Annotated in this window: 21 protein-coding genes; 9 read left to right on the top strand and 12 right to left on the bottom strand. The window is 73.1% G+C overall.

Features of this window, described 5'->3' with window-relative positions:
• Positions 1-90: 90 nt before the first annotated feature.
• A complete protein-coding gene (locus tag WME96_RS01410; RefSeq protein ID WP_437288388.1) occupies positions 91-885 on the bottom strand; it encodes a CPBP family intramembrane glutamic endopeptidase in 795 nt (264 codons plus the stop codon).
• A 431-nt stretch (positions 886-1,316) separates the two neighbouring features.
• On the opposite strand from WME96_RS01410, the gene WME96_RS01405 reads away from it, so the two are divergent.
• The 4 genes from WME96_RS01405 to WME96_RS01390 all read left to right on the top strand — a co-directional run bounded on the left by WME96_RS01405 (position 1,317) and on the right by WME96_RS01390 (position 5,165).
• Complete coding sequence (locus tag WME96_RS01405; protein WP_437288387.1) at positions 1,317-2,552, top strand: DUF4142 domain-containing protein; 1,236 nt, start codon at positions 1,317-1,319, stop codon at positions 2,550-2,552.
• A gap of 265 nt (positions 2,553-2,817) precedes the next feature.
• Positions 2,818-3,285, top strand: coding sequence for a hypothetical protein (locus WME96_RS01400; protein ID WP_437288386.1), 468 nt, complete (start codon positions 2,818-2,820; stop codon positions 3,283-3,285).
• 48 nt (positions 3,286-3,333) lie between these two features.
• Entirely contained in the window at positions 3,334-4,050 is a 717-nt protein-coding gene (locus WME96_RS01395) for an SDR family NAD(P)-dependent oxidoreductase (RefSeq protein ID WP_437288385.1), read from the top strand.
• A gap of 146 nt (positions 4,051-4,196) precedes the next feature.
• Positions 4,197-5,165: an MBL fold metallo-hydrolase gene (locus WME96_RS01390; protein ID WP_437288384.1), complete on the top strand. Its 969-nt coding sequence runs from the start codon at positions 4,197-4,199 to the stop codon at positions 5,163-5,165.
• 27 nt (positions 5,166-5,192) lie between these two features.
• On the opposite strand, the gene WME96_RS01385 is transcribed toward WME96_RS01390, so the two are convergent.
• Positions 5,193-5,612 (bottom strand): hypothetical protein, encoded by a 420-nt coding sequence (locus WME96_RS01385; protein WP_437288383.1) that lies wholly within the window; start codon positions 5,610-5,612, stop codon positions 5,193-5,195.
• Positions 5,613-5,761: 149 nt separating this feature from the next.
• On the opposite strand from WME96_RS01385, the gene WME96_RS01380 reads away from it, so the two are divergent.
• Entirely contained in the window at positions 5,762-6,277 is a 516-nt protein-coding gene (locus WME96_RS01380) for a hypothetical protein (RefSeq protein WP_437288382.1), read from the top strand.
• A gap of 8 nt (positions 6,278-6,285) precedes the next feature.
• On the opposite strand, the gene WME96_RS01375 is transcribed toward WME96_RS01380, so the two are convergent.
• Genes WME96_RS01375 through WME96_RS01365 form a run of 3 tightly spaced genes read right to left on the bottom strand, consistent with a single transcriptional unit; the run spans position 6,286 to position 9,715 of the window.
• Positions 6,286-7,146 (bottom strand): helix-turn-helix domain-containing protein, encoded by an 861-nt coding sequence (locus tag WME96_RS01375; protein WP_437288381.1) that lies wholly within the window; start codon positions 7,144-7,146, stop codon positions 6,286-6,288.
• Between the two features lie 42 nt (positions 7,147-7,188).
• Positions 7,189-8,031, bottom strand: coding sequence for a hypothetical protein (locus WME96_RS01370; protein WP_437288380.1), 843 nt, complete (start codon positions 8,029-8,031; stop codon positions 7,189-7,191).
• Positions 8,032-8,080: 49 nt separating this feature from the next.
• Positions 8,081-9,715 carry a serine/threonine protein kinase gene (locus WME96_RS01365; protein ID WP_437288379.1) on the bottom strand — a complete coding sequence of 545 codons (1,635 nt, stop codon included), beginning with the start codon at positions 9,713-9,715 and terminating at the stop codon, positions 8,081-8,083.
• Positions 9,716-10,158: 443 nt separating this feature from the next.
• Between WME96_RS01365 and WME96_RS01360 the strand changes: the two genes are divergently transcribed.
• Positions 10,159-10,446, top strand: a complete 288-nt coding sequence (locus tag WME96_RS01360; RefSeq protein WP_437288378.1) for a hypothetical protein — start codon at positions 10,159-10,161, stop codon at positions 10,444-10,446.
• 97 nt (positions 10,447-10,543) lie between these two features.
• Here WME96_RS01360 and WME96_RS01355 read toward each other — a convergent pair whose 3' ends face one another.
• Positions 10,544-11,056, bottom strand: coding sequence for a hypothetical protein (locus tag WME96_RS01355; RefSeq protein WP_437288377.1), 513 nt, complete (start codon positions 11,054-11,056; stop codon positions 10,544-10,546).
• Between the two features lie 264 nt (positions 11,057-11,320).
• Between WME96_RS01355 and WME96_RS01350 the strand changes: the two genes are divergently transcribed.
• Together WME96_RS01350 and WME96_RS01345 are read left to right on the top strand one after the other, a co-directional pair.
• A complete protein-coding gene (locus tag WME96_RS01350) occupies positions 11,321-12,625 on the top strand; it encodes an ABC transporter substrate-binding protein (protein WP_437288376.1) in 1,305 nt (434 codons plus the stop codon).
• Positions 12,622-13,950 (top strand): ABC transporter substrate-binding protein, encoded by a 1,329-nt coding sequence (locus WME96_RS01345; RefSeq protein ID WP_437288375.1) that lies wholly within the window; start codon positions 12,622-12,624, stop codon positions 13,948-13,950. The genes WME96_RS01350 and WME96_RS01345 overlap by 4 nt, the downstream gene beginning before the upstream one ends.
• Positions 13,951-14,010: 60 nt before the next feature.
• Here WME96_RS01345 and WME96_RS01340 read toward each other — a convergent pair whose 3' ends face one another.
• The 6 genes from WME96_RS01340 to WME96_RS01315 all read right to left on the bottom strand — a co-directional run bounded on the left by WME96_RS01340 (position 14,011) and on the right by WME96_RS01315 (position 19,205).
• Positions 14,011-14,586 carry a hypothetical protein gene (locus WME96_RS01340; protein ID WP_437288374.1) on the bottom strand — a complete coding sequence of 192 codons (576 nt, stop codon included), beginning with the start codon at positions 14,584-14,586 and terminating at the stop codon, positions 14,011-14,013.
• Positions 14,587-14,663: 77 nt separating this feature from the next.
• Positions 14,664-15,023, bottom strand: coding sequence for an arsenate reductase family protein (locus tag WME96_RS01335; RefSeq protein WP_437288373.1), 360 nt, complete (start codon positions 15,021-15,023; stop codon positions 14,664-14,666).
• A gap of 212 nt (positions 15,024-15,235) precedes the next feature.
• Positions 15,236-15,799, bottom strand: a complete 564-nt coding sequence (locus WME96_RS01330; RefSeq protein WP_437288372.1) for a hypothetical protein — start codon at positions 15,797-15,799, stop codon at positions 15,236-15,238.
• A 75-nt stretch (positions 15,800-15,874) separates the two neighbouring features.
• Entirely contained in the window at positions 15,875-16,960 is a 1,086-nt protein-coding gene (locus WME96_RS01325; RefSeq protein WP_437288371.1) for a hypothetical protein, read from the bottom strand.
• Positions 16,957-18,582 carry a FecR domain-containing protein gene (locus tag WME96_RS01320; RefSeq protein WP_437288370.1) on the bottom strand — a complete coding sequence of 542 codons (1,626 nt, stop codon included), beginning with the start codon at positions 18,580-18,582 and terminating at the stop codon, positions 16,957-16,959. The genes WME96_RS01325 and WME96_RS01320 overlap by 4 nt, the downstream gene beginning before the upstream one ends.
• On the bottom strand, positions 18,558-19,205 hold the full coding sequence (locus WME96_RS01315) for an RNA polymerase sigma factor (protein ID WP_437288369.1): 648 nt from the start codon (positions 19,203-19,205) through the stop codon (positions 18,558-18,560). The genes WME96_RS01320 and WME96_RS01315 overlap by 25 nt, the downstream gene beginning before the upstream one ends.
• A gap of 210 nt (positions 19,206-19,415) precedes the next feature.
• Here WME96_RS01315 and WME96_RS01310 point away from each other — a divergent pair, with 210 nt between their 5' ends.
• Positions 19,416-25,046, top strand: coding sequence for an nSTAND1 domain-containing NTPase (locus tag WME96_RS01310; protein WP_437288368.1), 5,631 nt, complete (start codon positions 19,416-19,418; stop codon positions 25,044-25,046).
• The last annotated feature ends 100 nt before the right edge of the window (positions 25,047-25,146 follow it).

The following is a 25,146-nucleotide window of genomic DNA, read 5'->3' as shown; positions in this document are numbered from 1 at the left end:
CTTACGCTCATCGGCGGCGCAGCGAAAGGCGGCGCGGTGCGCCGCGCCGCGGCCTCGTCTCGCCGATCGCCGCGCTCGCGGCGGCGACGCTCAGGCAGCGCCCGCGGCGGCCGTGACGGCGGCGGCCGGCTCCCACGCCCGCATGCGCCGCGCCGCGATCGCGGCGGCCGCGACCGCGACGATCGTCGTGACGAGGAGCGGCGCGGCGCCGTCGCCGGACAGGTGCGCGCGGGAGACGTTGTCGAGGTGGATGCCGAGGTGCGCCGCGATCGCCACCAGCACGCTGCCGCCAGACCGGATGTGCAGCGCCGTCATCAGCACGCTGAGCGACGTGATGAACAGCGGGCCGAGCACCCACGACCACCACGGGACGCCCGGCAGGCACATCGTGGGGAGATGCCAGAGGGTCCACCCGGCGCCGACGAGGAGGCTGGCGGGGACGGGCCCGCGCGCCAGAAGGAGGCGCCGGAGCGCGTATCCGCGAAAGCCGAGCTCCTCGCCGAGCGGCGCGAGAAAGGCGATGCCGCGCTGCTCCGGGGTGACGGGGGCGTAGAGGAGCGTCGCGGGCATGCTCCCGCCCGCGAGCGCCAGCAGCGCCAGGCCGGCGAGGTGCAGCATCGCCGGCATGCACAGCGCGAGCGGCGCCCAGGCCCAGCCGGAGGGGGCGCGGCGCGGCGAGAGGAGCCCCGAAAGCCCGCCGCGGCCGCCTTCCTTCCAGGCGCACACCGCCGCGGCCACCGAGGGTCCGATGGCGCCGAGCACGAGCGGCGCCGTCGCGACGTCGACCGGAATGGGCGCGCCCCACTGCTGCAGCACGAACGGGAGCTGAAAGGGCCAGGTGATGGCGCAGGCGAGGACGAAGAACCGGGCGACGGAAGGGGGCATGGTCGATTGCGACAGCCGCGCTCGCGGGATGGTTCCCGCCGGCGTGACGCGGGCCCGGCGCGCAGGTCCTCGGCGCCAGGACGGCTGCCCGGCTGTCCGAGCAGACGCGTGCCCGGGCGAGGCGGGCGGGCGCGAACGCGCGAGGAGGTCGACCGATGGCGCCGCTCCCCGGGCAGGCGGGTGCGCGAGCAGGTCAATTGCGAGGGGGCGTCGCCGCGCCGGCCGCCGCGCGACGGCCAGGGTCGACGCTGCGCGCGACATCGATTCTCGCGCCGATCCCGGCCCGGCCGCGGGGCGCTCGGGGAAATGACGATGCAGGCTTCGGGCTCTACCTCGCTCACCAACCCCGAAGCGGGAACCCAGATGTTGGGGGCCCGATAACCGGCAGGTGAGCGCGACAGCGCGCCGATATCGAGCAAGGAGCAAGCAAGATGTTGCGCAATCGTTCAGGTCGCCTCGTGGCGATCATGTTCGCAGGGAGCATTGTACTCGCGGGGGCTAGCGGGTGCATCGCCGGCGCCGACGAGGCCGAGGCGGACCGCGAGGCGACGGCCGGCGGGGATCGCGGCGGCCGTGACAACACGGGCGCCGACGGCCAGAGCGGCGCGCGGAGAGGCGAAGATCGCCAGAGCCGCGCCGGCGGCAGGGGGCGCGGCGGCGAGCAGGCCGGCCGCCAGGGCGGCCAGCAGGGCGGCCACCGGGGCGGCGGACAGGCCGGCTACCAGGGCGGCCACCGGGGCGGCGGCGGACAGCGAGCGGGCGCGGAGCAACGGTGCGGCGAGCAAGCCGGCTACCAGGGGGGCCACCAGCAGGGGGGCCACCAGGGCGGCCGCGGACAGCCCGGCGGCCACAGCGCGATGCGGCAGGTGTCGGATCAGGAGCTCGCGACGCTGGTCTCGCTCATCAACCAGCAGGAGGTAAAGCTGTCGGAGATCGCGCTGAGAAAGGCCGAGTCCCCGGAGGTGCAGCGCTACGCCGAGGAGATGATCGACGAGCACTCTCGGGCTGAGCAGCACGGGGTCCGGCTGTCGAGGGGCGCCACCACCAGCATCGAGGCCTGCCCGCAGTGCCAGCAGCTCCAGGCGGACGAGGTCGTGACCAGCGAGTCGCTGCAAGAGCAGGAAGGCGCAGAGTTCGACGTCGCGTTCATCTGGGCCCAGGTCTCCCTGCACCGCCGCGCCCTCGAGATCCTCGACCAGCCGATCGCCGAGCACACGAAGAGCGCGAGCCTCCGGTCCCACGTCGTGAAGATGCGCTCGGACATCGAGCAGCACCTCAGAAAGGCGGAGCAGCTCTTCTGCACGCTGCTGCAGGCGCGACAGCAGCAATCCGGCCAGCAGCAGGGCGCCCAGCAGTCGCGCCCGCAGAAGGGCTACCACCAGCAAGGTCCGCAGTCCGCCCAGCAGCAAGGCCCGCAGTCCGCCCAGCAGCAAGGCCCGCAGTCCGCCCAGCAGCAGCGCGGTCAGCAGCAAGGCGACAGGTTCCAGGGCCAGCAGCAGCGCGGTCAGCAGCAAGGCGCCCAGTTCCAGGGCCAGCAACAGCGCGGTCAGCAGCAAGGCGCCCGGTTCGGCCAGCAGTCCGCCCAGCAGCAAGGCCCGCAGTCCGCCCAGCAGCAAGGCCCGCAGTCCGCCCAGCAGCAGCGCGGCCAGCACCAGTTGCAAGGCTAGCAGTCCGCCGCCCAGCAGGGCCCGCAGCGCTGAGCGCAGCGGCACGGGGCACCGCAGAAGCCGCGGCGAGCGGCGCCGCGCCCTCACCTACCGACGAACGGATCATCGATCCGCGGCCGCCCTCCTCGCCCGCCACGCGCATGCGCCTCGACGTGGCGCTCGCGCGCGCTCGAGCTGTATCCTCGCCCGCATGCCGCTGACGCCTCCGTCCGACCCTTCCCCGTCCTTCCCCGGCCGCGGCGGGGGTCGAGCGCGAGGAGCCCGCATGATCCCCCGCCGCCGCCTGCACCGCGCCGTCTTCGCCCTCGCCGCCCTCTACAACGCGTGCTGGGGCCTCTACGCGGCGCTCGACCCGCAATGGCTCTTTCGCTTCGCGGGCATGCCGCCCCTCAACCACCCTGCGATCTTCGCCTGTCTCGGGATGGTGGTCGGCGTCTACGCCATTCTTTATGCGGAGGTCGCGCGCGCCCCCGAGCGCGGCTTTCTCCTCGCGGCGGTCGGCCTGCTCGGCAAGGTCCTCGGGCCGATCGGCCTCGCGGCGCTGCTCGTGACCGGGGAGTGGCCGCCGCGCTCCGCCGTGCTCTGCTTGACGAACGATCTCGTCTGGTGGATCCCCTTCGGCCTGTATCTCCGCGACGCGTGGCCCTTCCATGTGCGTGCGTGGAGGGCTCCAGCGGGAGACGAGCGCTCGCCTGAGGTGCTGGCGAAGGCCGCGGGCCCCGGAGGAGGGTAACCTGCCGGCGCTCGCCGGGCGCGAGGCCTGGCAGGAGGAGATCGATTCATGAGCTCGAAGAGGGTAGCGGTCGTCGTCGGCGTCGGTCCCGGCCTCGGCGCGGCGGTGTCCAGGCGCTTCGCGCGCGAGGGGTTCTCCGTCGGGCTCGTCGCCCGCACGGCCGCCACGTGCGAGGCCGTGCAGCGGGAGATCGAGCAGGACGGGGGACGCGCCCTGAGCGCCCCCGCGGACGCCACCGACCCGGCCTCGGTCGCGGCCGCCTTCGCGCGGGTGAAGGAGTCGCTCGGCCCGGCGGAGGTGCTGATCTACAACGCCAGCGACTTCCGGGTGGCCGGCGCCCTGGAGCTCACGCCGCGGGAGCTCGAGGCGTCCTGGAAGGTCAACTGCCTCGGCGGCTTGCTGTGCGCGCAGGCCGCGCTGCCCGACATGCTCGAGCGCGGTCGGGGCACGCTCCTCTTCACCGGCGCGACGGCGTCGCTCCGCGGCGGCCCGCGCTTCGCGGCCCTGGCCGTGGGCAAGTTCGGCCTCCGGGCCCTCGCCCAGTCGCTCGCGCGCGAGCTCGGCCCGCGCGGCATCCACGTGGCCCACGTGATCATCGACGGGCTGATCGACACCCCGCGCGTGCGCGCCATGGTGCCCGGGCGGGGCGCCGCCACGCTGCTCGCGCCGGAGGCGCTCGCGGAGACCTACTACCAGCTCCACGCCCAGCCGCCGAGCGCCTGGACCCACGAGATCGACGTGCGCCCGTCGGTAGAGAGGTTCTGAGCCGGCGCGCGGCGCCCTGGGCGCGGTTGGCGCGCAGGAGCAAAACTTTGGCTTCCAGGGGAAAGCGCGCCAGCGCCGATCACCGCATCTTCTCCCTCGTCTTCGGGGCCCAGCGCCCCGCAACGAAGCCGAGAGAGGAGATCCCCATGTCGAAGCTCATCCGCGCCGCCGCCGTCGCCTCGCTCGCGGCCCTCGCCGCCGCCTGCACCCCGGAAGAGACCGCAGAGCACCCCGCCGAGGCGCCGGCGAGGCTCGGCACCTTCACGTCGGACACCGCCGGGTTCGACACCCACTCGTTCTATTACGACACCGGGCGCGAGGTCGTCGTGTTCGACGCCCAGTTCACCGGGGCGCACGCGCGGAGCGCCATCGCGCAGATCCGCGGCGAGACGCAGAGCCCGATAACGTACGTGGTGATCACGCACCCGAACCCGGACAAGTTCAACGGCGCCTCCGAGTTCCAGAAGATCGGCGCGAAGGTCGTCGCGAGCCGCGCCACCGCGAGCGCGATCGGCGCGGTGCACGCCTACAAGAAGCCGTATTTCATCGGCGTGGGCATGTTCACCGAGGAGACCTACCCGCCAGAGGCCACCGTCGACGTGACGTTCGAGGGCGCGTACGACCTCCCGCTCGAGGCCGGCGCGGTCGCGCTGCGCGAGCTCGATCACGCCGGCGTGACGACCACGCAGACCGTCGCGATCGTCCCCTCGGCCGGGGCGCTCGTCGTCGGCGATCTCGTGCATTACAGGGCGCACGCGTGGCTCGAGGGCGGCCTCCGCGACGGCCAGCCCTCGCCGGACCTCGCCTCGTGGCGCGCGGCGCTCGACGAGCTCCTCGAGTTCGACGGGCTCACCGTTCACGGCGGCCGGGGCGCGGCTGCCCCGGTGCGCGCCGCCGTCGAGGAGCAGAAGGCCTATCTCACCGGGATGGAAGCCCTCGTCGAGCGCTACGTCGCGTCGCTCGGCGAGCGGAAGAGCGAGCTCGCGGGGCCCGAGGCACCGAGCCACCACAAGAAGCTCGCGGAGCTCGCGAGCGCCGAGTTCCCCGACCACGAGCTCGCGTACCTCGTCGAGTACGGCGTCTACGGCCTCGCGAACGCGGTCGCGAACAGGTAGGGGCCCGGCGCTCAGGCGCGCCGCGCGTCACGGATCGATCCAGTTCCAGGGAAAGTCGACCTCGACGAGCGTGTCCGCGTCGCCGTACACGTCGACGGACTCGACGCGCACGATGTCGCTCCTCTGGAAGCCGTCGAAGTCCACGAGCCAGGTCTCGACGTCGTAGTAGCCCCCGGGGAGATCGAAGATGGTGAGGCCGAGCTCATCGCAGTCCGCGGACGCCTCGGTCACGAAGCCCGCCTCGTCCTCGACGCTGACGACGATCCCATCCACGTCGTGGTCGAAGCACTGGAATGGATCAGCGCGCCCCTCGATCGTCAGCGCCACCGTGAGCGAGCCGTACCCGGAGTGGGAATGGTCGTCGTTGTCGACGATGATGCACCCCGCGAGCGAGGCCGAGGCGAGAATGCAGCTGGCGAGACCGGAGAGCACCTTCGAGAGTTTCATGGGTCGTCTTCCTTGATTGGAGTCTGGCGCTGTCGCGCCGATGACCCACGATTCAGCAAGGGCCATACCACCAGCAGCCGCGCTGCCTGGCGCTGATGGCGGCGCCCCGGCGCCGCCGGCTGGCATCGCGATTGCTCTCCTGAGGCCCCATGAAACACAACTCGCCTGACCTCCAGAGCTCATCCCCCAGAACCACGGCGGTTTCCCCGCACCGCAGCAGGCTCGCCGCGCTCGCGGTCCTCGGCGCGCTCGCGGTCCTCGGCGCGACCGGGTGCGCCGCCGAGGTCCACACGAGGACCGTCGCCCCCGCGCCCGTGGTCGTCACGCACCGGGAGTTCGCGGTGGTCGAGGAGCCGGTCGTTCACATCGCGGCGGCGCCGGCCTACGTCGAGACCTACCCCCGCGTCTACTACCGGGGGACCTACGTCTATTACGTGGACGGCCGCTGGTACTATCCGACGCGCCACGGCTGGGTCTACTACCGCGAGGAGCCGCGCGCCCTGGTCAGCTACCGCGTCGAGTTCGACAGGACCCGCGTCCACCACCACCATCAGCCTCACCACCACCACGGCTACCGCACCACGACGCGCAGGCCGGCGGCGGAGCCGCGCGTGGAGCACCGCCAGCACCGCGTCGAGCACACGCGGCCCAGGCGAGCCCCCTGACCGAGCGATCACGGCGGGCGTGACGTCCCGGGGACGCTCCCGCCCGCCCGCGCCCGCGCCCGGTAGTCCTTCGGCCGCTCGCCCGTGAACGCGGCGAACGCCCGGGTGAACGCGCCGAGGCTGTCGAACCCGACGGCGACCGCGACGTCGGTGACGCGGGCGCCCCCTCCAGCGAGCAGCTCCATCGCGCGCAGCATCCGGGCGGTGCTCAGGTACTCGCTCCACGTCGTCCGGGCCTCCTCGGCGAACCGCCGCGAGAGCGTGCGCACCGAGGTGCGCGCCGCGCGCGCGGCGTCGTCGAGCCCGGGGCGCTCGCCGAGGCGCTCGTGCGCGAACCGCATTGCGCGCTCGAGCTCGACGGAGCGCGCGACCGGCAGCCTGAACGGCAGCGGCTCGGCGGCCCACTCCCGGCACAGCGCGCCGAGCGTCCTGAAGAAGATCGACGCCACGGCGTCGCGGCCGCCGTGGTCCGGCCCCCACCGCATGGCGTGGAGGATCATCTCGCGCGCGAGCGGCGTCACCGCGAATACGCGGCAGTCGACCCGCGCCTCGCCCGGCGCGTCGCCGCCGGGCAGCGGGGCGCGGGTGAGCCGCGGCGACAGGTACACGGTGCGCAGCGCGACCGGCCCCGTGGCGTACGCGCGGTGCGCGGCGCGGGCCGCGATGAACGCCGCGCGCTGCGGCGGCAACACCCAGTGCGCGCCGCCGACCTCGAGGTGCAGCACGCCCGCGTCCGCGTAGAGGATCTGGTGCTTGCGGTGCGCGTGGACGTCGCCGCGGAACGGCGTCACGTCGTCGGCGAGGCCGAACGCGGGCACGTCGAGGGCGTCGACGTCGACCCGCGCGCGAGGCGGGGGGCGCGGGACCATGGGCGCGCCGATGCTACCGCGCTGGCCGTCGCGCCGCGCGGCCTACAGCGCGCCGCGGAGCTGGAGCAGCGCGCCGCGGGCCACCGGCGCGACGTCGACCGACGGCGCGGCGGGCGGGCCCGGCGCGACGTTGACCGACGCTGCGGGGCGGAGCCAGAAGAGGATCCCCGCGGAGAGCGCGGCCCCGACGCCGGCCGCGAGCGCGAGGTCGGCGACGAGGAGCCGGGTCCGCACGGGCTGCACCTGCGCGTCGTCGCAGAACGGCGCGCAGCTCGCCTGGAGCGACGCGCGCTCGGCCAGGCCGGCCGCGCCGAACCCGGCGAACAGCCCGGTGGCCACGAGCGCCGATCCGCCGAGCACGTAGACGGCGAGCGGCACGGGGCGCGGCCCCTCCGGCGGCGGGGGCGCGGGGAGCGCGGGGGGCGCAGGGCGCGCCGCGCGCTCGCCGAAGAACACGGACACCGGCCTGCCCCGCTCGCGCTCGCGGATGAGGAGCGTCCTCTCGATCGGCGCGTGCGGCGGCAGCTCGAACCGGAACACGCGCTTGCCGGGGTCGACCTCGATCTCCTTGCCGTCGAGCGCCTCCGCCGCGAGCTGGCCGTCGATCAGCACGCGGGCGTCCGGCTCGTCGCCGCGCTGCGACTCCGCGGAGAGCACGACCGACGGGATCTCCTGGATCAGCGCGGACAGCCAGCCCGCGCAGTCGGAGCGGAGGAGCGACGGGCATGTCGAACGCGCGCACGCGAGCAGCGCGCCGCGCGCGTCCCGGAGCCTGCCCTGCTGCCGCGCGACCTGCGCCTCCTCGTGCTTCGCGAGGCACGCGGCCTTCTCGTCGGCCTGCTGGCCCAGCGCGGGCGCGCCGGCGAGGAGCGCGGCGGCGGTCAAGAACGCTCCCGCCCCGAGGCGCGCCCTGCTCAGGCCGGGCGCGCGGCGCTCACAGGCACGCCGGCTTGAACTTCTTGATCCCATGCTCGTTGAAGTAATAGGGCGGGTTGCAGTCCGCCTCGGGCGGCGGCGCCGCGGGCTCCGCCGTGGGGGCGCGCTTCACGACGCGCGCCGGCGCCGGCGCCGTCGGCGCGTCCCGCTTCTCCTGCTCGAGGACGAGATCGAGGTCCACGTTCCTGTCGAGGACGATCTCCGCGCGCGCGCTCGCGTAGCCCGGGGCCTCTGCGCGGACCTCGTGCGCCGCGCCGCTCTTCTCCATCCGCGCCTTGAAGGGGTTCGTCGCGAGCGGCTCGCCGTCGAGGAACAGCGCCGCGTGGCGGGGCGAGGCCGCGATGCGGACGCGGACGGTCGCCGGGCGGGCAGGCTGCTCCATCGCGGGGCCGGGGGCGGCCTGCGCGGCGCTCGCCCCGGAGGCGGCGGGCGCGGGCGTGGCCGGGTCGCCGCGCGGGCCCGGCGCGAGCCTCCACGCGAGGAGCGGGACCGCCACGGCGACGCACGCGACGCCGACGAGCGCGGCGCGCCGCCTCCGGCCCGGGGCCGGCACCTCGGTGGTGCTGTTGCGGACCGCGCGGATCCCCGTCTCGGAGCGCGCCTCTCGGTCCGTCCCCTCCGCCTCGGCCCACGACAGCGACGCCACCTTCACGAGCTGCGCCTCGACCGACTTCTTCATCGCGGCGCGCTCGTTCTCGAACAGCGTCGAGACGAACTTGCCGATCGCGCCGTTGGTCACGCGCGTGCCGAGCGCATCGATGACGGCCTCGAGGTCGGCCGCGAGCTGCGCCGCGGTCGCGTACCGGTCGTCGCGCTCCGGGGCCAGCGCCTTCATGATCACGCGCTCGAGGTCGACGGGGACGCTCGGATTGACGCTCCGCGGGGCGGCGACCTCTCCGTTGAGCACGAGGTTCATGAGCAGCGGATCGGGCGTCTCCTTCCACATCCGCTCGCCCGTGGCCGCTTCCCACAGCATGACCCCGACGGCGTAGAGATCCGCGCGGCGGTCGATCTTCTCGCCCATCATCTGCTCCGGCGACATGTACCGGATCTTGCCCTTGATGACGCCGGTCTCGGTCTGGTAGTCGGACCCTCGATCGAGCTTCGCGATGCCGAAGTCGAGGATCTTCACCTGCCCGTCGTAGGTGACGAAGATGTTGTGCGGCGTCATGTCGCGGTGCACGACGTTGAGCTTCTGGCCGTCGAAATCCTCCAGCTCGTGGGCGTGGTGGAGGCCGCACAGGGCGTGGACGATGATCTGGAGGTGCATGGCGAGCGGCAGGGCGCCGCGGCCGATCGTGAGCACGCTCGAGAGGGGCTGCCCGTCGAGGAACTCCATCACGAGGACGGGGCTCCCGTCCTCCTCGATCACCTCGTTGGTCTGGACGATGTTGGCGTGGTTGAGCCGCGCGGAGAGGCGCGCCTCGTTCAGGAACATCCGCCGGAACTCGGGATCGAGCGCGTGCGCCTTCTTCGGCGTCTTGAGCACGACGAGCTTGCTGAAGCCGCTCGGGCCGTGGGCGACAGCGAGCAGCGCGCGGGCGGTCCCCCCCTGCCCGAGCTCGAGCAGGACACGGTACTTTCCGTGCGTCTCGCTCGCGCTGTCCACGATCCGCTCGACCAGCCCCGCCACGGGATCCGAGAGTACACGGCGCCCTGGTGAAGAGAAAGCGCACGCGCGGGAGAGGCGGTGCGCGCCTGGCACGATGGAGGTCGACGTGGCGCGCTGTGGGCGTTGACCGGTCGTATGGCGACACGCACCCTGGGAGCTCGAACAGCGGTCCTGCGTGGGGCCCCCCACGAACGAGAGCGAGAGCGAGAACGAGAGCGAGAGCGAGAGCGGCCCACGCCGCGGCCATGATACGGCGCATCAAAGCGCGTCATGGAAGCACGGGACTCGACGGAAGCGTGCTGATTCCTGCGGCCGGCGAGGCCGCGCGACCGTGGGTCTCGTCGAGATCGATCTTGGCGCGAGAGGAGTCCTCCGTTACACTTGAGGATGTTCGATTCCAGGCGCCCAGCGGACAGGTGAGGCGACACGCTCAGTGGACATTCAGCGTACATCCTGAGGTTCAGATGTCGGCTACCAGACGCGATTCGCTCTACCCGGAAATGCTCGACGGTCCCAGGAGCGCGCCTTCTACCCCCGCAGGGCACACGATCCCACCGGAGAGCGAGCAGCGTGTATCCCACCGGTGCGTCGATTGCAGTACGCCGGCGCCGAAGACGGAGACGAACTACACGCTGATCAGCTCGCGGTACGGGTGGAGGCTGACGCGGACCGTCGACGCGAACGGGCGCCGGATGATGGAGTGGCGCTGCCCGAGCTGCTACACGCGGCACCGGGCGAAGCGGCCGCTCTGAGCGCGATCCTGAGGGCGCCGGCCCCCGGCGAGGGGCCATGGCAGGAGCGTCGCTCTTTGTTGTGACATCGGATGGGGGGACATCACGCGGGCGGCGGTCACGAGGAGCATCGGCACGAGCCGCGGATGCACGTGGGGAAGCCGACCTCGCAGGTGCACGGGGTGTTGCAGAAGCCGCAGTGATCAAGGCTGGTGTTCGTGTTGGTCTCGCACCCGTTCCTCAGGTCGCCATCACAGCTCTCGTACTCGGTGCCCGGGATGCACCTGCTCAGGACACACTGGCCTTCCGCGCTCGATGGGTCGCAGACCGCGTCCGCCTGCATCAGGGTGCACGGCGCGCACCGGTCCGGGGTACACCCGTAGTCAGGATCCATGATCGACACGCAGCTTCCGTAACAGGATTTCTGTCCGCTCGGGCACGAGACGCCGTCCTGGAGCGGATCGAGGTCGACGGTCACGCTGCACGACGCCGCGGCGGCGAAGGACAGGATCGCCGCGATCGACGCGGCAAGATCGCGCCGGCGAGCGCCCCGCAGCGCGCGCCACAGCCGAGAGACGGAGGGACCTCGCGCACACCCCCTCTGCCCGACATCGAGTAAGGAATCGCTCATTTCACACCGTACTTTCCGCATGTTCCCGGCGCGCGGATCGTACACGGAGCGGCGCCTGACCGGAAGTTGGACCAGCGGCCGTGACTCGCCCCATGAGCTCATGCGCGGCGGCTCCTGAGAGGCTCACCCCGGGGCGCTCGAGCTTGACGCCGCACGCGGGTCGAGAGAATGTAATATCACGCCGCGCTCTGGTCCTCGACGGACATGGGCTCACAGCACGCTGGTGGCGAGCGGCGGGGCGACAGGAGAGGACGGGAGGCTGACATGAAGGGTACCTTCGTGACGGTGCTGCGTTGTGCCGGGGTCCTGACGCTCGCCGCGCTCGGCGCGACGGGGTGCGGGGGCGGCGACCCGGAGGGCGGCGACGCGACGGTCGAGGTCTTCAGCTGGTGGGCGAGCCCGAGCGAGACCAGGGCGCTCCAGGCGCTCATCGACGTCCACAAGCGCGCTCACCCGGAGGTGGAGGTCATCAACAACAGCGCCGGGGTCGAGCGCGCCGTCCTGGAGCGACGCCTGGACGAGCGCATGGCCGAGGGGCTGCCCCCGGACGTGTTCCAGGTCCACGGCGGGGTCCGGTTGATGGACTGGGTCAAGTACAACGGCCTGGAGGGCGAGAACAAGCTGGAGCCGCTCGACGACATCGCAGCGTCGAGCCGGTGGCGCTCCACCGTGCCTGCATCCGTCGTCGAGACGGTGACGCACAGGGGCCACGTGTACGCCGTGCCGGTGAACGTCCACCGCGTGAACTGCCTGTTCTACAACAAGCGGCTCTTCGCCGAGAACGAGCTCACGCCGCCGACGACGCTCGACGAGCTCTACGCCGTCAACGAGGCGCTCGCCGCGAAGGGCATCACGCCGCTGGCCCTGGCCGCGAAGGACCCGGGGACGCCGGCCGGCCTCATGTGGGAGCACATCTTCGTCATGTCCGCCGGGGCGCAGTACTATGACGACCTGTTCAAGGGTCGCCTGAAGAGCCCCGATACGCCCGAGGTGAGGGCCGCCCTGGAAGCGGCGCTGGAGGCCCTGAAGTACGTCGACGCGGACGCCGCCGAGGAGCTCCTCTGGGTGGATGGCGTCGAGCTCGTCGGGCAAGGCAAGGCCGCGATGGTCATGGACGGGGACTGGGTCAAGGCCGAGTTCCAGGCGCGCGGGTACGCGCTCGACGAGGATTTCGGCATGGTCACCGTGGGCGAGGACGCCTTCGTCTACGTGGTCGACACCTTCGCCCTCCCGAGAGGGGCGCTCCACCGAGGCGCCGCCCTCGACCTGCTCGCGACCATGGGATCGGTGGAGGGGCAGGACGCGCTCAACCCGCTCAAGGGGTCGATCCCGTCGAGGACCGACACCGACCTCGGCATCTACGACCCCCTGTCGCGGAAGGCGATGGAGGACGCGAGGAGCCCGGAGACCCGCTTCGTCCCGGCGCGCAACCTCAGCGTCCCCCGCCCCTTCTTCGACCCCATCGACAGGGCCTTCTGGGAGTTCGTGAAGGACAGGAACACCGACAAGATGATCCTGGCGATGGAGGCGCATTACTACATCATCCAGGACCACCACGATCAGCCATGAGCTTCGCTCGTCCGGCGGCGTTCTTCGTGAAGGTGCTGCGCCTCGCCGGCGCCGTGACGCTGGCGACGTCCGGCGCGGCGGGGTGCGGGGGCGTCGGAGAGATCGGCCCGAGCGGCGGAGACGCGAGGATCGAGCTCTTCAGCTGGTGGAGCAGCCCGAGCGAGAGCAGGGCGCTTCAGGCGCTCATCGACGTCCACCGGCGCGATCACCCAGGCGTGGAGGTCATCAACGCCGCCGCGGCTGCGGCGAACGCCTCGGAGAGGCGCCTGGATGAGCGCATGGTCGAGGGCCTCCCGCCGGACTTGTTCCAGTCCTACAGCGGCGCCCGGATGATGAGCTGGGTCAGGTACAACGGCCGGGAGGGGGCGAACAAGCTGGAGGCGATCGACGACGTCGTGGCGTCGAGCGGTTGGCTCTCCAGCGCGCCCGCGTCGATCGTCGAGTCCGTGTCGTACGACGGTCATGTCTACGCCGTGCCGGTGAACATCCACCGCACGAACTGCCTCTTCTACAACAGGAAGATCTTCGCGGAGAACGACCTGCTTCCCCCGACGACGCTCGACGAGCTCCTCGCCGTCAACGAGGCGCTCGCCGCGAAGAGCGTCGTGCCGCTGGCGGTGGCGGCGAGGGATCCGTCGATGCCGGCCAGCCTCATGTGGGAGCACATCTTCATCCTGTCGGCCGGCGCGACGTACTACGACGACCTGTTCAAGGGTCGCCTGAAGAGCCCCGACACGCGGAAGGTGAGGGCCGCGCTGACGGCGGGCCTCAAGGCCATGAAGTACATGAACGCGAACGCCGAGGAGCTGCGCTGGTACGATGCCGTCGAGCTCGTCGGGCGAGGCGAGGCCGCGATGCTCATGGACGGGGACTGGGCCAAGGCCGAGTTCCAGGCGCGCGGGTACGCGCTCGGCGAGGATTTCGGCATGGTGACGGTGGGCGAGGGCGCGTTCGTCTACGTGGTCGACAGCTTCGTCGTCCCGAGAGGGGCAGCGCACCGGGACGCCGCGCTCGACCTGCTCGCGACCATGGGCTCGGTGGAGGGGCAGGACGCGCTGAACCCGCTCAAGGGGTCGATCCCGTCGAGGACCGACATCGACATCAGCCTCTACGATTCGCTGTCGCAGAGGGCGATGGAGGACGCGAACGACCCGGAGACGCTCTTCATCCCCTCGCGCCACCTCAGCGTCCCCCGCCCCTTCTTGGACCCTGTCGACAAGGCCTTCTGGGAGTTCGTGAAGGACAGGAACGTCGACAGGATGATCTCGGCGATGGAGGCGCATTACTACATCCTCCAGGACTACCACGCTGGACTACCACGCTGACCGAGCGCTGAGGTGCCCCCGCCGGGGCGCCTCGCGCGCGCTCGCTGGACGCTCGCGGGCTCACCACCGCACGAGGAAGGTGCACGACTCCCCACCCCGCCTGCGGGTGGGCTGGGTCTCATCGAGAGTGACCTCGGCGGCCGGCTTGAACCGGCGGGCCATGCCGGTGATGAGCCCGCGCTCGAGCTCGGAGGAATAGGGCGTGGCGCAGACGACGGCGATGCTCTGGTCGCCGCCGGGGCGACAGCGGTAGTGGCCGATCCCCTCCTTCATCGCGCCGGTCCGCAGATCGAACATCGGCTCGCCGTCCATGCGGTGATTGAGGTGATAGGCGACGTCGATCGACGCGAGCGCCGCCTCGACGGTGTCGATGCCCGTCGGCCAGGCGACCACCTCGGGAGCCTTCTTGCCCAGCGCGAAGAGCGTGTGCTCTCCGATCGTGTCCGCGATCTCCCGCTGGGCGTCGAGCCAGAGCTGCATGGGGAGCCAGTCGATGGCCATGAGCTGGTGGAGGCCGTGCTTGATCATGATCTTCATGATCATCGGGGCATAGGCGCGCCCCGGCGCCTCGAAGAAGCTCTGGAGGTTGGCCGCGCGCACCTCGATGCCAGCCCGGAACGCGACGTACTGTGCCACCTTCGCCCCTCTCTGTTCTTGAGCGCGCATGTACGGCGCTCGTTCGAGCCCGACCCGCTCGGCGCTCTCGATCGCCTCTACTTCCCCTTCGCGGCGTCGGCGAACGATTTCCACGTCGCCTCGGCCGCGCCCACGCAGGCGCGCTGGCCGTCGCGCACGATCGGCGTGCGGAGCAGGAGCGGATCCTCCGCGAGGAGCTCGGCGATGCGCGCGTCGCTCGGGCCGAGGTGCTGCAGGCCGCGCTCCTTCACCCGCGCGCCCTCGGCGTCGTAGAGCGCGCGCACGCCGCCCACCGCGCGCGCCACGCTCGCGAGCTCCCCCTTCGAGAGGCCCTTCTCGCGCACCTCGACGAACTGGACCTTGATGCCGCGGTCCGCGAAGAACCGCTGCGCCGCCCGCGTCGCCTTGCATTTGGCCGTGCCGAAGACCTGGATCATGCGCGTCGTCGCTCCCCGGTGGAGTGGCTCACGGCGCCCCCCGTGGGGCGCGCGGGGGTGAAGCATAGGTGCGGGCGCGGCGGTCTACCAGGCCGGCGGCAGGCCGAGCGCTGCGCGCCCGGGTGGCCGGCGCGCCGGAGGAGGAGTCCACCGCGGCCCGCGGAGCGAGCGGCGCGGCCCGCGGAGCGAGCGGGCGCGGGCGCGGGCGGCCATCACCCGCCGGGCGCGGTCTCGAGCGCTGCGCCGCAGCGCTGAACCGTGTAATCGCCGCTCGCCCGACCTTCCATGCCGGTGTCACGCAGCTTCACGAAGAGGGAGGTCTCGTCGGTGCTGATGATCTCGAGCGTGCCTCTGTAGCCGAGGAAGCCTTCCCCGCCGAACAAACCGCAACCGTTGGCGTTCTCGGACAGCGCTTCTTGAAAACGGATCCGGTCATCCGACAGGTCGATCAGCCCGGGTGTGTCGAGCTCGGGCGGCAGGGCGAGGATGAGCTGCCAGATGGGTGCATTGTCGCACGTCGGCTCGATCACGGTCGGAGGGCACTCCTGGACATCGCTGTTGAAAACCAGGATGAACGTGTCGGGATCCTCCCCCTTCCGGAAGTTGAAATCGGGCGGCAGATCGCCGGCCCTCATCGCGATGGCGCTCGGCACCGGAGGGTCGTCGTCGGGAGGCGGGGGGGAGTCCGGATCGGACGGGTGCTCCCCGCCCAGAACGGGTATGAACACGATCTCTTCGCACCCGGTGCTCACGATCGCCATCACGCCGATGGCCATGAGGAAGCTCTTCATTGGATTGACCTCCAGAACAGGTTCTCGGGTGAAGTCCCCCGAGGGCGCGAGGACGGCTCATCAGAACCAGCCGAGATCGATGCCGGCAGAAGAGAGCAGGATCGGTCGACCCCATGTCGCGATCTCGCGCCCGGCGATCTGGATCGAGACCCCCTCGACGACCACGCTGACGAGGACGTCGGCGCGGAGGCGGAACGTGGGTGTCACGGCGAAGGCGAGGCCGAGGCGCGTGAAGGGAGCGACTGTCATCGTGGAGGGCTCGCCGTTGCTGAAGCTCGAGCTGACGACCATGCGCGTGCTCTGGAGCGAGACCACCGCCAGGCCGAGATCCGCCGAGGGAGCCCACCGGCCCGCGCGGGTGGTGAAGCGGGCGCCGCCGCCGGTGAGCTGGACCGAGAGGTCGACGTCGAGGTTCGCTCGCTCGATCCGCGCGCTGGTCAACGGGATCGCCGCGAACGCGACGGCGCCGACGTGCTCGCTCGGCATCCAGACGACGCCGAGGTCGACGCTGGCCGCCGCGCCGAGGCCGCCGGGGCTCAGCAGCGCGCCGGGAGCGAGCGCGACGCGGAGCGCGGGCGACGGCGGCGGCGAGGGCGACGGCGGCGGCGAGGGCGGGTCGGCGAGCGCGGCCGGCGCGGGGACGCGCAGCTTCTCGCGGATCTCGGGGGTCGCGGGCAGCTCTCCGGGCGGCGGCGCGGGCAGGGCGGCCTCGAGGAGGCTGGCGCGCAGGAGCTCGACGACGCGGAGCGCGAGCGCGGCGTCGCTGTCGGGCGCGCCGGCGTCGCCCGCCATCTCGCGGAGGACGGTCTTGCCGGTGACCCGATCGGCGATCCACACCTCGACGCCGCGGCCGGAGGGGACGGCGCGGATCGCGGCGATCGCGCCGGCGTCGCGCGCGGAGGCCTCGAGGGAGGCGCGCGACGCCGGCGCGTCGGCCGCGGGGTCGAGGATCGCCGCCCGGAAGCCGAGCGACTCGAGCTCGGCGACGACCCGCAGGCCGAAGCGATCGCCGGGGGCGCACACGACGGCGATGGTCGAGGAGGCGTCCTCGCGGGCCTCGTCGGCGCGCGCGCTCGCGGCGAGCGAGGACCCCGCCGCGAGCGCGGCGAGGGCGAGGAGGAGGGGCGCCGGGGAGCGGCGTGTCACGGCGCGGGAGGGTCGCCGGGGGCGGCGTCCGGCGTGGCGGACCCGGGCGCGGAGGGGGTCGGGGCCGGCGCGCGCGCGAGCAGGCGCCGCGCGTAGGGGGCATGGGAGCCGTTCGGGTACGCGGCGAGGTAGCGCTCGGCCGCGCGGCGGGCGCCCGCCTCGTCGCCGCGCCTGTCCTCCGCCTCGACGAGGCGCCCCGCAGCGTCGGCGGCAAAGGCGCCCCCCGGAAGCTCGCTCAGGTACCGGGTGAACCAGCGCGCGGCGCCCGCGGGGTCGTTGCTCTGGTCCTGAGCGTTCCGTCCGAGGAGAAACGCTGCGGACGCGGCCTCGGGCGTGCCGGGGAACCGCCGGCGGAGGGCGGTGAAGGCCTGGATGGCGCGGGCCGAGCTGCCGCCGAGCCGGGCCGCGTCGCCGAGGGCGTGGAGGTCGCCGGCGCTCGCGGCGGCGCAGAGGGCGTCGAAGCCTTCGCGCTCGGCGGCGGCGAGGGCATCCTTGTACCGCGCATCGAGGGCGAGGGCCCGCCAGCGAGGCGTCTCCGGGGCGGTCGGCAGGGGGGTCTCGGCGCCAGCGTGGCCGGGCGGGTGGGTGGACCCGACCGAGGTTGACCCGACCGGGGTTGAGCCCGAGGCCGGGGTTGAGCCTGGCCCGACCGAGGTTGAGCCCGGCCCGACCGAGGTTGAGCCTGGCCCGACCGAGGTTGAGGTTGACCCGACCGAGCCTGGCCCGACCGAGGTTGAGCCTGGCCCGACCGGGGTTGAGCCCGAGGCCGGGGTTGAGCCTGGCCCGACCGAGGTTGAGCCTGGCCCTACCGAGGTTGAGCCTGGCCCGACCGAGGTTGAGCCTGGCCCGACGGGGGTTGAGCCCGCCCCCAACGTGGTTGCGCCGGTTGCGCCGGTTGCACCGATCGGCGCCACCTCGATCGTATTCGTCCCGGGCGAAACCGTCACCCGCTCCCCGGCGCGCACCGCCCGCGCCTCCCCCACGACCGGCCCCGACACGGTGATCGCCCCCTCGATCAGAGCCACCTCGAACCGCTCGGTCACCGGGTCCCACCGGGTCTCGAAGCGCGTCCCGGTCACGTGCACCTGGAACGGCCCCACCCGCACCCGCCAGCGCGTCCCCCCGCGGTGGACCACCGCGACATCCAGCGCGCCCCGCTCCAGCGCGATCTCCGCGCCGTTCGCGTCCACCGACGCCACGCGCGCGCGCCCGCCCGGCGCCAGGCGGAGCAGCGACCCGTCCGAGAACCGGATCGGCAGCTCCGCCCCCGCCGGCGCGGCGATCCACGCCCCGACGACCCCCACCTCGGTCGTCCCGAGCTCGAACCGCATCGGCGCTCCCGGTCGCGCCACGATCACCACCGCGACCGCCGACAGCACCAGCGCCGCCGCCGCCATCCAGGCGGCGACCCGCCCCCCGCCCCACCTCCCCGGCGCCCGCAGCCGCGCCCCGCTCACCGTCCCCTCCCCGCCTCCCCTGCCGCCCCCCCGCCGGCCCGGCAGCTCCGCCGCCATCAGCCGCGCGCGCCCCCGCTCCAGGTCGAGCCGCGCCCCGGGCGCCCGGTCCTGCAGCGCGGCCACGCGCCGCCCGAGGGCGGTCAGCGATCGCTCGGATTGCCCCACCGGGTACCTCCCTCGAGCCACGCCTCGAGCACGGGTTGCTTGCGCGCCTCGGCCCCGAAGCGGGCCGAGGCGCGCGCGAGCCGCCGCTTGATGGTCGCGAGCGACGTCTCGCACGCCGCGGCCACCTCGGTCAGCTCCATGCCGTCGATGAACCGCAGGGCGAACGCGATGCGCTCGTCCACCGGGAGCGCGTCGAGCACCGCGTAGGTCGCCCGCAGCGCGTCCAGCACCTCGCCCGACGCCGCGCCGGACTCGACCTCGGGCAGCTCCTCGCTCGGCAAGAACCAGAGCCAGCGCCGCCGCCGCGCGCGGGTGATCGACGAGCGCGCCACGTGCACCGCGATCATCGTGAGCCACCCCTTGAGCGCGCTCGGGTCCTCGAGGTTCGGCAGCGATCCGAGCGCGCGCACGAAGACGTCGTGGTGCAGGTCCGCGAGGTCGGGGTGGAAGCCGAGCAGCCGGTAGAGCACCCGGTGGACGTGCACGGCGTACCGGTCGTACAGGGCGGCGCGCGCCCTGCGGTCGCCCCGCCGGAACCCGGCCACGAGCGCCGCGTCATCCCCGGAAAAAGCGTCCTTCGCGAGCGGCGGCAGCGGTCGGACGAGCGTCAGGGGGCGGGACAAGCGAGGCTCCTCCCCCTCAAGTCCCCGGAGGTCCGCCCCGCGGCTCAGGCGGGCGCACGATCGTCGCCGCCCGCCGCCCGCCGCCCGCCGCGGGCGCGGGGCGAGCTCCGCGGCGCCCGAGATCGCCGCTCCCATCTGGCCTCCCATCTGGCGGTGCGCGGCCTCCCGCCCGAGGCTGCCGCGCGGGAGGCAGCGTTCGGAAGGGCCGCGATGAACCAGGGGATCCTCGCTCCGAGGACGGTGTTCCAGGGTCGTTACGAAATCCTGTCCCTGCTCCGGGAGAGCAGGCGCGCGGCCGTCTACGAGGGGCGGCTGCTCGCGAGCGGGCAGCCGATCGTCCTCAAGCTCCTGCGCCTCGCCAGGGACGAGGCCCCCGCCGACCCGACGCGAGGGCGCCGGGCGCGGTCCCTGCAGCGGTTCCTCCAGGAGATGCGCCGCTGCGCGCGGCTCGACCACCCCTGCATCGTCCGGCCCATCGAGGCGGGGCAAGCGGGCGACGGGCAGGTCTTCGCCGTCTTCGCGCGCGTGCCCGGCCAGAGCCTGGCCGAGCTGCTGTCGACCCGCGGCGCGCTCGATCCCCCGGAGGCGCGGCACCTCCTCCGGCAGGTCCTCGACGCGCTCGGCTTCGCGCACCGGCACGGCGTCGTCCACGGCGACCTCAGGCCGGCCCAGGTGCTGGTCACACCCTCGGGCGCCCTGGTGCTCGGCTTCGGCTTCGGCGCCGACGCCGCCGCCGCGCGGGCGGAGCAGGAGGAAGCGCCCGTCTCCGGCCGCGAGATCGTGGGCTCGCAGGCCTACGCGGCGCCCGAGCTGCGCCGGGGGTTCTCGCCGACCGCGCGCTCGGACCTGTACGCCTGGGGCCTCGTCTTCCTCGAGTGCCTCACCGGCCGGCGCGCGGGCCGCGGCGAGCCGACCGGCGGGTCCGCTCTCCCGGGCGCCGGCCGCGAGCCGGCGCGGCTCCCTCCCGCGCTCCTCGCGCACCCGCTCGGCGCCCTCCTGCGCCAGGCCACGCTCGAGGACGTCGCGGCGCGGACCGCCACGGCCGACGGCCTGCTCCGCGAGCTCGACGCCTGCGCGCTCGACGGGCTCCGCCGGGAAGACCTCATGACGCCCGACCCGCCCGCGGCCGGGCCAGCGGCGGCGCCGGGAGAGCGCACCGAGCGCGCCGCGCCCCCCGGGGACGAGGCGGCCGCGGCGCCCGCGAGGGACGTCACGCTCCTCGAATCCAGCGATTTCGTCAACGATTACGAGATCATCCGCAAGCTGGGCCAGGGCGGCATGGGCATCGTGTACCTGGCGCGCGACACGAAGCTCGGCCGCCTCGTCGCGATCAAGTTCCTCCTCAGCTACACCGGCCGCGGGATCGAGCGCATCCTCGACGAGGCGCGGGCCACAGCGCGCTGCAGGCACGAGAACATCGTCGTCATCCACGAGGTCGACGAGATCCATGGATGTCCCTACCTCGTGCTCGAGTACATCAAGGGTCGCTCGCTGCGCGAGTGGCTGACCCAGCGCGAGCGCCCCGGCGCGTCCGGGTGGCCGCCCCTCGCCGCGCCGCCCGGCTCGATGTCGCCCCGCCACGCCATCGAGCTCATGATCCCGGTGGTCCGCGCGCTGCTCTGCGCGCACGAGGTCGGGATCGTGCACCGCGATCTCAAGCCGGAGAACATCCGCCTCGACGACGCCGGACGCATCAAGGTGCTCGATTTCGGCCTCGCCAAGCGGATCGACGCGGGCCTGGCCTCGGCGATCACGGGCGCCGGGGCGGCGCTCGCCGGGGACGCCGACGCGCGCCGCAAGAGCGCGATCGCCGGCACGCCTCACTACATGGCGCCCGAGCAATTGCTGGGCAGCGACATGGACGGCCGCACCGACCTCTGGGCCGTGGGCATCATCCTGCACGAGCTGCTCACGGGGGCGCACCCGCTCGATCCGTTCTCGCGCGCGCGCCTCTCGGAGGTCGTGGACCTCGACGTCCCGATGCCCAGCCTGTGCGCGCGCCGCCCGGAGCTGGGCGCGCTCGGCGCCCTCGTCGATCGCTGCCTCGAGAAGCGCAAGGCCGCGCGCGTCGGCTCGGCCGGCGAGCTCCTCGCCGAGCTCGAGGCGCTCCTGCCCGATCGGAGGTCGCTCGACCTGAGCGAGGGCGAGAGCCCCTTCGCGGGCCTGTTCTCGTTCCAGGAGGCGGACGCCGCGCGCTTCTTCGGCCGCGATCGCGACATCACCGCCATCGCGGTGAGGCTGCGCAGCCAGCAGCTCCTCGTCATCGCCGGCCCCTCCGGGGCGGGCAAGTCGTCGCTCGGGCGCGCGGGGATCATCCCGGCCTTGAAGCGCTCCAACGACCGCTGGGAGTCCTTCGTCCTGCGGCCGGGGCGCCGCCCGCTGTCCGCGCTCGCCGACGTGCTCGCGCAGGTCGTCGAGGCGCCGCCCGCGAGGGCGTCGGAGGGCGCGGCGGCGAGCTCGCCCGAGCCCGCCGATCACGACGGGCTGGTCGCCACCTTGCGCACCCAGCCGGGCTGCCTCGGGGCGCGGCTGCGCGCGCGCTGCCGCCGCGACGGGCCGAGGCGCCGCGCGCTGCTCTTCGTCGACCAGCTCGAGGAGCTGTACACGCTCGGCGCCGCCCCCGAGGAGCGCGCGGCGTTCATCGCCTGCCTGGAGGGCGTGGCCGACGACGCCTCGTCCCCCCTGCGCGTCCTGCTCGCCGTCCGCTCCGACTTCCTCGATCGCCTCGCCGAGCACCGCGACTTCATGATCGGCGTGACCCGAGGGCTCTGGTTCTTGCCGCCGATGGGCCGCGACGACCTGCGCGAGGCCCTGACGCGGCCGCTCGGGGCCGCCGGCTACCGCTTCGAGACGGCGGAGATGGTCGAGCACATGCTGGGCACGCTCGAGAGCACGCGGAGCCCCCTGCCGCTCCTGCAATTCACGGCCGGCAAGCTCTGGGACGCGCGGGATCGCGCGCGCCGGCTCCTCACGCAGGCCAGCTACGAGCAGCTCGGCGGCGTCGCCGGCGCCCTGTCGGCCCACGCGGACGCGGTGCTCTCCGCGCTCCCGCCGCGCGAGCAGCGGCTGGTCCGGGCGGTGCTCCTGCGCCTCGTCACGCCCGAGCGCACGCGCGCGGTGGTGAGCCTGGACGAGCTCCAGGAGCTCGCGCCGGGCGGCGAGGGCGACGGCGCCGAGGCGATCGCGCAGGTGGTCCAGCACCTGGCCGGCGCGCGGCTCCTGCTCCTCGGCGCCGGCGGCGAGGCCGGCGGCGAGTTCGGCGGGCCGACCGTGGAGCTGGTCCACGAGTCCCTGATCGAGCGGTGGCCGAAGCTCGGGCAGTGGCTCGCCGAGAGCGAGCGCGACGCGCAGCTCGTGGCCCGGCTCCGCGTCGCCGCGCAGCAGTGGGCGGCGAGCGGCGAGGACGAGGGGCTGCTCTGGCGCGACCGCGCCGCGGGCGAGGCCAGGGCGTGGTACGAGCGCCGCCGCGCCGAGCAGGGCGCCGCCTCCCGCGTCGAGCTGGGCAAGCGCGAGGAGCGCTACCTCCGGGCCGTCGCGGCGCTCGCCGAGCGCGCGCGGCGCCTGCGCCTGCGCCAGCGGTTCGGGACGGCCGTGCTCGTCGCGATCGGCGCGGTCGCGACCGTCGTGCTGCTGCTCGCGATGAAGGCCCATCAGGAGAAGGCGCGCGCCAATCAGGAAGCGACGCGCGCCAATCAGGAAGCAGCGCGCGCCAATCAGGAAGCGGCGCACGCCAACCGGCAAGCCGCGCGCGTGCAGGACGAAGCCCGGCAGGCGCGCAACGCGACCCGCATGGTCGCGGCGCGCAAGCTGCAAGCCGATCCCACGACGGTGCTGGCGATCTTGCGCGAGCTCGAGCCGCCCCACGTACCGCGTGGGTGGGACGACCTCGCGCGGAGGGCGCTGCACAGCTTCGTTGCGCGCGCGGTTCTCAGCCATCCGGATCTCGTCCTGCATGCGAGCCATGACCGTGACGGGACGCGCATCGTCACGGCCTGCGCGGACAAGGTCGTGCGGGTGTGGAACGCCGACGGCTCCGGCGAGCCGGTGGAGCTTCGCGGTCACCAGGATTATGTCTCCTCGGCGGCGTTCAGCCGTGACGGCAAGCGCATCGTCACCGCATCCAACGACCAGACCGTGCGCGTCTGGAACGCCGACGGCACGGGCCAGGCCGTGGAGCTCCGCGGCCACAAGGGTGGAGTCACCTCGGCGGCCTTCAGCCCCGACGGCAAGCGCGTCGTCTCCGCGTCCCGTGACGGGACGGTGCGGGTCTGGAACGCCGATGGCACCGGCAAGCCCATGCTCCTCGAGAGGAATGGGGGCGTGGTCTACTCGGCGGCGTTCAGCCCTGACGGGAGGCGCATCGTCACCGCGTCCAGCGACGGGATCGCGCGCGTCTGGAACGCCGATGGCTCGGGCAGGCCCCTGCTCCTTCGAGGCCACAAGGCCAGACTCTATTCAGCGGCCTTCAGCCCCGATGGCCAGCGCATCGTCACGGCGTCCCAGGACAGGACCGCGCGGGTCTGGAGCGCGAACGGCACCGGCAAGCCCATCACCCTTCTCGGTCACAAGGGAGAGCTCTACTCGGCGGCGTTCAGCCCGGATGGCCAGCGCATCGTCACGGCGTCCCAGGACAGGACCGCACGGGTCTGGAACGCGAACGGCACCGGCGAGCCCATCACCCTTCTCGGTCATGAGATCTGGGTCACCTCGGCGGCGTTCAGCCCCGATGGCAAGCATGTCGTCACCGGGTCCTACGACAGGACCGCGCGGGTCTGGAGCGTCGACAGCGCGAACGAGTTCAGCATCCTCCGCGGCCACGAGGATCGGGTCTGCTCGGCGGCGTTCAGCCCCGACGGCAAGCGCATCGTCACCGGGTCCTACGACAGGACTGCGCGGGTCTGGAACGCCGACGGCACCGGCAAGCCCACCTTCCTTCGCGGCCACGGGAATTCGGTCTGTTCGGCGGCGTTCAGCCCCGACGGCGAGCGCATCGTCACCGCGTCCCATGACGGGACGGCGCGGGTCTGGAGCGCCACCGGCACGGGCAAGCCCATCACCCTTCGCGGTCACGGGGATGCAGTCCATTCCGCGGCGTTCAGCCCGGATGGCACGCGCATCGTCACCGCGTCAGGAGACAGGACCGCGCGGGTCTGGAACGCCGACGGCTCCGGCGAGCCCATCGTCCTTCGTGGTCACGAGGACGGGGTGTCTTCAGCGGCGTTCAGCCCGGATGGCAAGCGCATCGTCACCGCATCAGGGGACAGGACTGCGCGGGTCTGGAACGCCGACGGCTCCGGCGAGCCCATCGTCCTTCGCGGTCATGCGATCTGGGTCACCTCAGCGGCGTTCAGCCCCGACGGCAAGAGCATCGTCACCGCGTCCTGGGACAGGACCGCGTGCGTGTGGAGCGCCGACGGCTCCGGCGAGCCCATCGTCCTTCGCGGTCACGAGAACTGGGTCAGCTCGGCGGCGTTCAGCCGGGATGGCAAGCGCGTCGTCACCGCGTCCCAGGACATGACGACGCGGGTCTGGAATGCGGATGGCACGGGAGAGCCCATGATCCTCCGGGCCTCCGACGCCGCGGTCAACGCGGCGGCGTTCAGCGCGGATGGCAGGAGCATCGTCACCGCGTGCGACGACAAGATCGCGCGGGTGTGGACCGATCTCGAGCCGCTCCGGGGCGTCGGCGACGCGAAGCTGTGGGCCGCGACCACCTACTGCATGCCCGTCGAGCAGAGGAGGGAGCTCTTTGGCGTGTCCGAAGCCACCGCCTGGAACAACCTGGAGGCCTGCCAGCGCCGCGTCGACGAGGCCCGCGCAGCGTCCCGGGAGCAGCGGTGAGCTGAAGGGTGAAGGCGCGCTCGACCCCGGCGAGGCGTGCGACGACGGCGACCTCGATTCCGCGGCGCTCTGGCACGCCGATCCAGCGAGCCCGCGCGCG

It is taken from the genome of Sorangium sp. So ce406, from assembly GCF_051474675.1.
GTDB classification, from domain to species: Bacteria; Myxococcota_A; Polyangia; order Polyangiales; family Polyangiaceae; genus Sorangium; species Sorangium cellulosum_G.
Note: the sequence above shows the minus strand (reverse complement) of the source record. Positions and strands in the feature narration are given on the sequence as shown.

Excerpts from the sequence above, each read along its gene's own strand:
- WME96_RS01410 (WP_437288388.1), bottom strand. The coding sequence starts at position 885 with ATGCCCCCTTCCGTCGCCCGGTTCTTCGTCCTCGCCTGCGCCATCACC.
- WME96_RS01405 (WP_437288387.1), top strand. The coding sequence starts at position 1,317 with ATGTTGCGCAATCGTTCAGGTCGCCTCGTGGCGATCATGTTCGCAGGG.
- WME96_RS01400 (WP_437288386.1), top strand. The coding sequence starts at position 2,818 with ATGATCCCCCGCCGCCGCCTGCACCGCGCCGTCTTCGCCCTCGCCGCC.
- WME96_RS01395 (WP_437288385.1), top strand. The coding sequence starts at position 3,334 with ATGAGCTCGAAGAGGGTAGCGGTCGTCGTCGGCGTCGGTCCCGGCCTC.
- WME96_RS01390 (WP_437288384.1), top strand. The coding sequence starts at position 4,197 with ATGTCGAAGCTCATCCGCGCCGCCGCCGTCGCCTCGCTCGCGGCCCTC.
- WME96_RS01385 (WP_437288383.1), bottom strand. The coding sequence starts at position 5,612 with ATGAAACTCTCGAAGGTGCTCTCCGGTCTCGCCAGCTGCATTCTCGCC.
- WME96_RS01380 (WP_437288382.1), top strand. The coding sequence starts at position 5,762 with ATGAAACACAACTCGCCTGACCTCCAGAGCTCATCCCCCAGAACCACG.
- WME96_RS01375 (WP_437288381.1), bottom strand. The coding sequence starts at position 7,146 with ATGGTCCCGCGCCCCCCGCCTCGCGCGCGGGTCGACGTCGACGCCCTC.
- WME96_RS01360 (WP_437288378.1), top strand. The coding sequence starts at position 10,159 with ATGTCGGCTACCAGACGCGATTCGCTCTACCCGGAAATGCTCGACGGT.
- WME96_RS01355 (WP_437288377.1), bottom strand. The coding sequence starts at position 11,056 with ATGAGCGATTCCTTACTCGATGTCGGGCAGAGGGGGTGTGCGCGAGGT.
- WME96_RS01350 (WP_437288376.1), top strand. The coding sequence starts at position 11,321 with ATGAAGGGTACCTTCGTGACGGTGCTGCGTTGTGCCGGGGTCCTGACG.
- WME96_RS01345 (WP_437288375.1), top strand. The coding sequence starts at position 12,622 with ATGAGCTTCGCTCGTCCGGCGGCGTTCTTCGTGAAGGTGCTGCGCCTC.
- WME96_RS01335 (WP_437288373.1), bottom strand. The coding sequence starts at position 15,023 with ATGATCCAGGTCTTCGGCACGGCCAAATGCAAGGCGACGCGGGCGGCG.
- WME96_RS01330 (WP_437288372.1), bottom strand. The coding sequence starts at position 15,799 with ATGGCCATCGGCGTGATGGCGATCGTGAGCACCGGGTGCGAAGAGATC.
- WME96_RS01310 (WP_437288368.1), top strand. The coding sequence starts at position 19,416 with ATGAACCAGGGGATCCTCGCTCCGAGGACGGTGTTCCAGGGTCGTTAC.